The following is a 6,208-nucleotide window of genomic DNA, read 5'->3' on the forward strand; positions in this document are numbered from 1 at the left end:
TCCCCATTATAGATAAAGATTAATACATAATCATAATTTTGTCAAATAAAAATATTAAATAATATTTTATGTTAATACAACAAAATTTACTTAAATTTATTTAAGAACTACATTTTTTACAAAAAATCTATTTTTTTGAAGCGAATGTATTAAATGTAAATAATAATTTTAGTGAAGTAGTATATTTTTTTATTAAAAGTTAGTATTATAAAACTAAAAAATATTACTTATAAATGAATATATTTATTGTTTTTTATTAATTTTTGAAATATAATATATATATATTCAAAAATTAAAAGGAAATAATAAAATGAACATAGCTGTACTTATAATGGCTGGAGGAATAGGAGAAAGACTATGGCCTTTAAGTAGAGAAGACAAACCAAAGCAATTTTTAAATATTATAGAAAACAAATCATTAATAGAACAAACTATAGACAGATCTCTGAAAATCACAAATGAAGAACATATATTCATAATTACTGGAAAAAGATACGAAAAATCTTTCGCTAAATATATACCTAATTTTAAAAAAGAAAATATAATATATGAACCTATGGGAAGAGATACTACCGCAGCAATTACTTTAGGTATATTAACTATAAAAGAAAAATTAGGGGATGCTATTGCTGTAATACTGCCGGCAGACCCTATAATTAAAAATGAAGATATGTTTATAAAGAACATAGAAGATGCAATAAGCATAACCAAAGATACAAAAAATATTGTAATAGTTGGAATTACTCCTAGCAGAGCGGAAACTGGATACGGATATATAAAATTGAAAGATAATATAAAAGATGACAAATACAATGTAGAAAAATTCTTAGAAAAACCAAATTTGGAAAAAGCAATACAATTTTTAGAAGACGGCAATTATCTATGGAACAGCGGAATGTTTATTTGGGATATAGATAATATTATTAATAGTATTAAAACATTCATGCCTGATACATACGATAAAGTATTAAAAACATTTGAAGCATTAAAAGATAATAAAAATTATGATGAGATTATAGAGTTATTTAAAAAAATAGATAAAATATCTTTTGACTCATCTGTAATGGAAAAACTGGATAATATTATATGTATAAAATCGCATTTTTTCTGGGATGATTTAGGAGCTTTCTCTGCACTTGGAAGAATACATGATAAAGACAGCAATAACAATGTAATTGTTGGAAATGTATATGCAAAAGAGGCAAACAATAATATCATAATAAATGATGAAAGTAATACATTTATAGCAATAGACGGAGTAGATGATCTGACTATAGTACATTCTAATGGGGTATTTTTGATTTATCCTAATAATAAAGATTCAAAAATTAAGGAAATATTAAAAGATATAAGAGAAAAAGATGAACTAAAAGATAAAAGAGACTTACTATAAATAGTATTTTATTTTTTATCTTTTAAAATAGAATCTTTATATATTTTATCTTTGGCCTCTTTTATTTTTTCCAAATTTGATTTTTTCTTTTCTTCTTCTTTCTTTTCTTTTTGATTGTCTTCTATCAGTATTCCATTCATAACAACATTTTTTAACTCTATATTTTTATTATCTGCTATTTCAAATGGTATAGTTTTACCTTTTATTTGAACATTCTCAAATTTTAATGATTTGTAGAACATTATATTTCTAAAATCAGCATCACCTTCTATAATTATATTTTCAAAACTAGCATCTCCATGAAGACTGGAATTAAGAAGGCTGAAATTATTCTTAAAATGTATATGATTAAAAGAAAGCTTATCATGTATATCAGAATTTGACATAGTATAATTACAATCTACTGTTATATTATCTATATCTATGGAAAAGAAATCTGATAATGAAAAATTAAAATCAATATTTATATTAGAATTTTTTAAAATGACTTCTTTATGAACATTAGACATAGTTATGAATATGCCGGAATCAAAATTAGAATCTGTAAAATCTAAAGAAGCCTTTAAATCAAAGTTTCTCATTTGAAAAGGACCAAAAAAAGAACAATTTTTAAATATCAAATTTATATCTCTATCAACTTTTAAGCCTTCAAAATTAAATCCCTCATAACTAATCATATAAGAGAAATTATAAAATCCTCTGTAAAAGTCATCTCTTATAATACGTCTGAAAAGCCCGTCCGGTTTATCATTGCTATTATGGTGTATAATGCATAAATCGTCTTTATATTCTTCCCTGTCGCAGTTTTCTGTATTAGATATTTTCTGTTTACAAATAGCCATATAATAAATCTTTAAAACATGAAGCTTAAACCTAGATCATGCGATATATTATCTTTACTAAAATTATCAAAAACAATAGCATAATCAAGTCTAAATAAATCCAAATAAAGCGATAAACCTAAAGAAGCACCTTTATTTCCAACACCAACTCTAGCTAAAATACCGCTAGGAAGTTTTGCTGACAATCTTTTTTGAATAGCACTAGGGGCATCCAATATATTTTCAGGCAAATCTTCATACCATATCGAATTTTTATTCTTGAATAATCCTAATTTATTAAAATCAACAATCATAGCCTCAAGCCCTACAGATATTTCATGGCTCACAGAAGGAACGGATATAGCATACTGAACAGATACATTAAAGCTTGAATCGCTTTTAGTATAAGCAAGAGAAGCTACTATATCTGTATCTATTTTACCGAATACATTATCATAAAATCCTAAATTTCTAACACCAACACCCAATTTAAAATTAGGAGTAAAAAAAGACTGCATATATGATAAATCTAAAAACATTCCAAAATTATTATCTTTTTCACTATTATTGATAACAGTCTTGATATTTCCTCCAATAAAAGAACTCTCAGTAATAGCATAAGCTGCACCAACATTTATCAAATACAAGCCATTATATATATCATTCTTTTTGGAGCCTGAACTATCATAAGAATATATTTTATTTATCTCTCCTGCAAAACCAGCTCCTACAGCATAAGAACCGTCTATATGTGCATAAGAAGCATTAAATATATACTCATTTTGCAAATTAGGAGTGAAAGTATAATTTACATTTACACTATCTCTCAAAACTCCCATCAAAGAAGCAGAATTCAAAAATAAAGCAGATGAGTCATTTCCTATTAAGAAAGATGATCCCATCATACCTCTTGATCTTGTACTGCTTGTATTTAAAACAGATAATGAATGTTTTGATGAAACAAATGCATAAGAAACAGATGCATATATAAATATTATGGCTATTATAATTTTCTTTATCATAAAATTTTTCTATTAATTTATTTAAATATTTTTTAGATTATATCATAAAAAAGATTAAATAGATATACTAAATTAAATTTAATTTATAAATATTTTCATTAAAAATAGACTTTAATTTATTAAAATCATCAGCTATTTTTTCATCATTATTTTTATATAAAGCAAAAAGAGAAGATCCTGAACCGCTCATGGATACTTTTCTATTAATTATATTTTCCATTTCAATTTTTATTTCTTCTATTTTTTTTTCTATATTAAAAACATTTTTCTCAAATATATTATACGTTTTAGAAACTATATCTTCAAAATTATAATCTTTATTATCAAGCATATTTTTTATAGCAAAAACATCTGATTTATTGAAATCATCTTTATTAAATTTTGAATATGCCAATTTTGTAGAAACGTGAATATTAGGATACAATAATATTATATTATAAGGCAAAGTAAAATCATAGTTTTTTATCTTCTCACCTATTCCAGAAACCCAAGCACAACCTCCTCTTATAAAAAAAGGAATATCAGCACCAAATTTAGAAAAAGATTCTATTAAACTATTATTTATTTCTATATTTAATTCACTTAAAAAGAATTTAATAATACTTGCAGCATCGGAAGAACCTCCACCAAGTCCTGCTCCTGTAGGAATATTTTTTTCTATATGAATAGAATAATTATTATTAAGTCCAATATTGTTTTTAAAATGATTAAATATTTTTGTTACAATATTTTCTTCTGTTTCATCCTCCAATGCAAATTGTCCGCTTGTTGTTATATTATATTCGTTTGACTTTTCAATATTTATAATATCATATAAATTAACCGTGTGAAAAAGTGATTCTATTAAATGGTATCCGTCATTTCTTTTAGAAGTTATATCAAGAGAAAGATTAATTTTGCAAGGAGATTTTATTGTAGGCATAATTTTTCCTTAAAGTAAATATTTATATTAAATAATACTACACTTTAAAAAAATTAATGCAATATAATAACAAAATATTATTGTAAAGGTAATTTATCTATAGATTCAATTTTCCATTTACTTGTTGACTTATTAACTAACCTAATATAATAATAAGTAGGAGAAAACTCTGTATTTCTAATTATATAATATCCTCTATAAGGATTTGTATTATCTCCTATAGTATAATTTATAGTAACAGAATATTCTGCATTTGAAGATGATATAAGATTTTTTATAGAATCTTTATTATTTATCAGTATATCTTTAATAGAATCTATGTTTTCAATATCAGAATTATTTTCTATCCAATCAATATTATCACCAAGCAATTGAAGCTTCATATCATCATAAAATCCGAATAATGATTTTTTTCTTAAAGTGTCAGCATCCTCTAAACATGACACCAAAAAAATTAATATAATAATAAATGCTGCAAATAATCTTTTCATCTAAATTTCCTCTAAAAAATTAAATATTCAAAAAATTAATAGTTATGAGATTCCACTTATTATTTAAATAAATAGCAACTAACTCTATAGAATTCTCAGACATCTTATTAAAAGACGGATATTCAATTTGAGATACAATAATATCCTTATATTTCCTATAAGTTACATTAACATCATAATATCCGCCGTCTTTAGGTAAATAATTACAAAGAGAATCATCATTATCAGAAAAAATTCTTTGATATAAAGCTCCCCTATTTTTTATAGATTCTATAATATTTGCAGGAGTAAGCTCATATATTAAATTCATTTCATTTAAATTATTAACAATATTTTCATCCAAACTAAGAAGAAAATTTGAAGTAAACTCCAAAGTATCTTTATTGGCAATTAATTTAGAAATATAGGCTTCATATTCATAAGCACTATATTCTACACTAGCATCATATTTTTTTTCACAAGAAATAAAAAATAAAAACATCATTAAAAAAAGTATTTTCTTCATCTATTTTTAGACCTCACATATTGTACTAAAAATTCTGCTATATCATAAAGAGACATCACCAAATGAACTGTTTGATTTTCTATAACACTTCTAGGCATACCATAAACCGTACATGTTTCTTTACTCTGAGCAATTGTTAAATTTTTATTATTATATAACTTTATCATTCCTTGAGTTCCATCATTACCCATTCCTGTCATAACAATAGCTATAGATTTATTAACTAAAGTATCATTGATAGTATCAAATAAATAATCCACAGATGGCGTATAAATAAATTTATTTTCATAATCAGTATACAATCTTATTTTAATTTTTCCAGATGAATCAGAATATATACCCATATTTTTATCACCAGGTGAAATATAAACTATAGAAGGCTGTATCTCCTCATCAGAAACAGCTTCTTTTATTTCTATTTTGCATATATCTCTTAAACTAGATATAAGAGATGATGAAAAATCTTTAGGTATATGCTGAGATATAAGTATTGGAATAGGAAAATCCTTAGGTAAACTAGGAAGCATTATCCTCAGAGCTCTAGGACCTCCAGTTGATATACCTATAGCAACTAATTTAGGAGCTTCAAAGCCTAATTTTGATACTTTAGATATGGCTGTTGCTACACCTTTTTGATCAAAAGGAAGTATTCTAACATTATCATCAAATTTTGAAATATTCGGATCTTTAGAAGCATATATAATTTCTTTTGCATTATTTGAAGGTACTTCAATATTATAATTTAAGTCAAAATCAAATTCTAAATTAGTTAATTTATTTTTAGTTATTTCAATAATCCTATTTAGTACAGATTCTTTAAAAAAATCATCTGTTATACTTTTAGGCTTATAAATTACATCCAAAGCCCCAAAATCTAAAGCTCTAGCTGACAAATCATTATTCTTACTAAAAGAAGTCATTACTAATATATTTATTGATATATTTTCTTTTTTTAATAATTTTAAAAGTTCTATTCCGCCCATTAAAGGCAAATCTATTTCCATAACAAGAAAATCAGGCTTAGTGGAAATTATATTTCTATATGCATCTATAC

7 protein-coding genes are annotated in these 6,208 nt (G+C 24.5%); 1 reads left to right on the forward strand and 6 read right to left on the reverse strand.

What is annotated here, in order from left to right; translation table 11 throughout:
• Window positions 1–310: 310 nt before the first annotated feature.
• Entirely contained in the window at window positions 311–1,393 is a 1,083-nt protein-coding gene (locus Q0J90_RS09315) for a mannose-1-phosphate guanylyltransferase (protein ID WP_297277640.1), read from the forward strand.
• Between the two features lie 8 nt (window positions 1,394–1,401).
• Here Q0J90_RS09315 and Q0J90_RS09320 read toward each other — a convergent pair whose 3' ends face one another.
• The 6 genes from Q0J90_RS09320 to Q0J90_RS09345 form a co-directional block, all read right to left on the reverse strand.
• Complete coding sequence (locus Q0J90_RS09320; protein ID WP_297277641.1) at window positions 1,402–2,235, reverse strand: hypothetical protein; 834 nt, start codon at window positions 2,233–2,235, stop codon at window positions 1,402–1,404.
• An 11-nt stretch (window positions 2,236–2,246) separates the two neighbouring features.
• Window positions 2,247–3,236: a hypothetical protein gene (locus Q0J90_RS09325; RefSeq protein ID WP_297277642.1), complete on the reverse strand. Its 990-nt coding sequence runs from the start codon at window positions 3,234–3,236 to the stop codon at window positions 2,247–2,249.
• A gap of 67 nt (window positions 3,237–3,303) precedes the next feature.
• A complete protein-coding gene (gene ispE, locus Q0J90_RS09330; RefSeq protein ID WP_297277643.1) occupies window positions 3,304–4,158 on the reverse strand; it encodes a 4-(cytidine 5'-diphospho)-2-C-methyl-D-erythritol kinase in 855 nt (284 codons plus the stop codon).
• Between the two features lie 77 nt (window positions 4,159–4,235).
• Window positions 4,236–4,649, reverse strand: coding sequence for a hypothetical protein (locus Q0J90_RS09335; RefSeq protein WP_297277644.1), 414 nt, complete (start codon window positions 4,647–4,649; stop codon window positions 4,236–4,238).
• 19 nt (window positions 4,650–4,668) lie between these two features.
• The gene (locus Q0J90_RS09340) at window positions 4,669–5,154 is read right to left on the reverse strand and encodes a hypothetical protein (RefSeq protein ID WP_297277645.1); all 486 of its coding nucleotides are present in this window, start codon (window positions 5,152–5,154) and stop codon (window positions 4,669–4,671) included.
• On the reverse strand, window positions 5,151–6,208 hold a 1,058-nt coding region (locus Q0J90_RS09345; RefSeq protein ID WP_297277646.1), incomplete at its 5' end, for a chemotaxis protein CheB. The genes Q0J90_RS09345 and Q0J90_RS09340, both read right to left, overlap by 4 nt.

This window comes from uncultured Brachyspira sp., assembly GCF_944390595.1.
GTDB lineage: Bacteria > Spirochaetota > Brachyspiria > Brachyspirales > Brachyspiraceae > Brachyspira.

Coding starts and splice junctions, on each gene's coding strand:
- Q0J90_RS09340 (WP_297277645.1), bottom strand. CDS start 5,154: ATGAAGAAAATACTTTTTTTAATGATGTTTTTATTTTTTATTTCTTGT.
- Q0J90_RS09320 (WP_297277641.1), bottom strand. CDS start 2,235: ATGGCTATTTGTAAACAGAAAATATCTAATACAGAAAACTGCGACAGG.
- Q0J90_RS09315 (WP_297277640.1), top strand. CDS start 311: ATGAACATAGCTGTACTTATAATGGCTGGAGGAATAGGAGAAAGACTA.
- ispE (WP_297277643.1), bottom strand. CDS start 4,158: ATGCCTACAATAAAATCTCCTTGCAAAATTAATCTTTCTCTTGATATA.
- Q0J90_RS09335 (WP_297277644.1), bottom strand. CDS start 4,649: ATGAAAAGATTATTTGCAGCATTTATTATTATATTAATTTTTTTGGTG.
- Q0J90_RS09325 (WP_297277642.1), bottom strand. CDS start 3,236: ATGATAAAGAAAATTATAATAGCCATAATATTTATATATGCATCTGTT.